The sequence below is a fragment of the Mesorhizobium sp. M7A.F.Ca.CA.002.05.1.1 genome, from assembly GCF_003998335.1.
In the GTDB taxonomy this organism is placed as follows: Bacteria; Pseudomonadota; Alphaproteobacteria; order Rhizobiales; family Rhizobiaceae; genus Mesorhizobium.
This window is the reverse complement of sequence record NZ_RZQI01001058.1, coordinates 1-1,884: the sequence shown is the minus strand read 5'-3', so window position 1 is coordinate 1,884 and position 1,884 is coordinate 1. Positions and strand designations below refer to the sequence as shown.

The window sequence follows — 1,884 nt, the reverse complement described above, 5'->3', positions numbered from 1 at the left end:
ACCGTATGTTCCTGCACATTGGTGTCGGCACCGATGACGATGGGCTCATTGTCGCCGCGGATGACGGCGCCGAACCAGAAGCCGGCATTGCGTCCGACCCTGACGTCGCCGATCAGCGTCGCATCGGGTGCGATCCAGTTCGAACCCGCATCGGCGAAGCTGGGCTCTGTTCCATCGATCGCATAAAGCGGCATTTCTGGTCTCCGAATCGTCTCAAGCTGGCAGCTCGGACCCTAGGAGACGGACCGTCCATGAGGCAATGGCAAGCACGACGACGCCCAGCGCCAAGGTCCACGCAATTGCCGTGCAGCCGCAGGACATCAGCGCCAACGTTGAAATGCGGCGCTGACGCCGGGCATCGATGGCATCATTGACCAGCATGAAGGGTCCGGCACAGGCAGTGGCGAGCAGCGAGCGCAAGACATGTGACGGCGACACATAGGGTTCGGTGAAGGCGACCTTGCGGCCCGACACCAGTTCCATAGCCGATCCGGCCAGCCCGCAGGCCGTCAACCCGACGGCAAAAGCAAAGAGTGTGAGTTCCAGCGGTCCCATCTTAACTTTCCATTTACCATGAAATTGCACAGTCGTTCCACGCAGGCTGCAAGAGCCGTGCCGTACGATGTGTGCCGCCCAGGGACACTGGAGGCGGACGGACGGCCCGAGATCCGAGGACTGAGATGAAGCAGGCAGCGCTCGCCAACGAACTCACTGTGGTCGATTCCAGGCTGATGAAGCGGGTGCTCTACGGATTCGCGGCGCTGGCCCTGCTTTCAGCAGCGATCAGCCTTGCAGGCAAATGGTTTGGCCATTCGATCGCCATGGCCGGATACACCGACGACGCAACGATGCACCAAGTGGTGATCGGCAACAATGTCATCACGGTCCCGGCCAACGCCATCCGTTTCGCCCAGGCCCGGCGCGACGGCATCGCCTCGCGGCTCGACCTCTATCTGCGCTATCCCCAGATGGACGGCTACAGCGAGGCCGCGCGGGATGATTTCAACCATACGGGGACAGCCAAAAGCATCGTCTTTCTGGCCTTCGAACAGCAGATGATGTCGCGTGACATGAGTGGCCGCTTCGCGCCGATCTACAGCGCGTTGATCATCCAACCCGGCATTGTCGGGCCTGGCGGCACGATGATTTATGGTTTCAACGAGAAATCAGGCTATCTGAACGAGGTGCTGGTTGTCGGCAATCGCCCCGGCAAGGAGCCGTTTGTGGCCCGTTGCCTGAGCGGACCGAGTGCCGACCAATCGCTGGCGCCTTGCGAGCGCGACATCCAGGTCGGCGACGAGCTCAGCCTCACCTATCGCTTCCCAAGGGAGTTTCTGGGCGATTGGCAGGCGCTCGACGCGGCAATCGCCACTGAAGCCGGGCGCGTCCTGAAAACAGGACGTTAAGAAAGCCTCGGAAGGTCCGGCCGGCCGGCCGCATTCGAGGCGGAGCCGGCCGAGCGCAAAATCGCTGGCTCAGGCCAGATCGATGTCGAGGATCGCCATCGAGAAATTGTAATCGCCGTCGTCCTCGTCCTTGAAGACGATGCCGAGGAATTCGTCGCCGACATAGACCTCGGCCGAATCGTCCTTGCGCGGCCGTGCCTTGACCTCGAGCTTGGGGTTCTGGAAGACGCGCTTGAAATAGGCGTCCAGCTTTCTGATTTCGTCCGGCTTCAACAGTCTTCTCCGATCATCGGGCTTGCTCGTTCGAACGCGCTTCTGGCACGTCGACAATGGCGATGTAAAGGCAAGCGGCCTGATAAGGCGAGACAACCGCCCGCTCCTGCCCGCGGCCGGAATCCGACAGCAGACGACGGCGCCGTGAAAATCAGATGTCGAAACTGACGACCTGATCCATCGTCTGCGACGGCAGAAGCTGGTC

4 protein-coding genes are annotated in these 1,884 nt (G+C 61.3%); 1 reads left to right on the top strand and 3 read right to left on the bottom strand.

Going from position 1 to position 1,884, the window contains the following annotated elements:
- Positions 1–194: gamma carbonic anhydrase family protein (locus EN939_RS32390; RefSeq protein WP_442919585.1), on the bottom strand; the 194-nt coding region annotated here is incomplete at its 3' end.
- 19 nt (positions 195–213) lie between these two features.
- The gene (locus tag EN939_RS32385) at positions 214–555 is read right to left on the bottom strand and encodes a DUF6949 family protein (RefSeq protein WP_127271612.1); all 342 of its coding nucleotides are present in this window, start codon (positions 553–555) and stop codon (positions 214–216) included.
- Positions 556–680: 125 nt separating this feature from the next.
- On the opposite strand from EN939_RS32385, the gene EN939_RS32380 reads away from it, so the two are divergent.
- Positions 681–1,406 (top strand): hypothetical protein, encoded by a 726-nt coding sequence (locus tag EN939_RS32380; protein ID WP_127271611.1) that lies wholly within the window; start codon positions 681–683, stop codon positions 1,404–1,406.
- Between the two features lie 69 nt (positions 1,407–1,475).
- On the opposite strand, the gene EN939_RS32375 is transcribed toward EN939_RS32380, so the two are convergent.
- A complete protein-coding gene (locus EN939_RS32375; RefSeq protein WP_013531334.1) occupies positions 1,476–1,679 on the bottom strand; it encodes a DUF3126 family protein in 204 nt (67 codons plus the stop codon).
- Positions 1,680–1,884 lie beyond the last annotated feature (205 nt).

What these genes read in the sequence shown, in the direction of transcription:
- EN939_RS32380 (WP_127271611.1), top strand. Translation starts at nt 681, where the DNA reads ATGAAGCAGGCAGCGCTCGCCAACGAACTCACTGTGGTCGATTCCAGG.
- EN939_RS32385 (WP_127271612.1), bottom strand. Translation starts at nt 555, where the DNA reads ATGGGACCGCTGGAACTCACACTCTTTGCTTTTGCCGTCGGGTTGACG.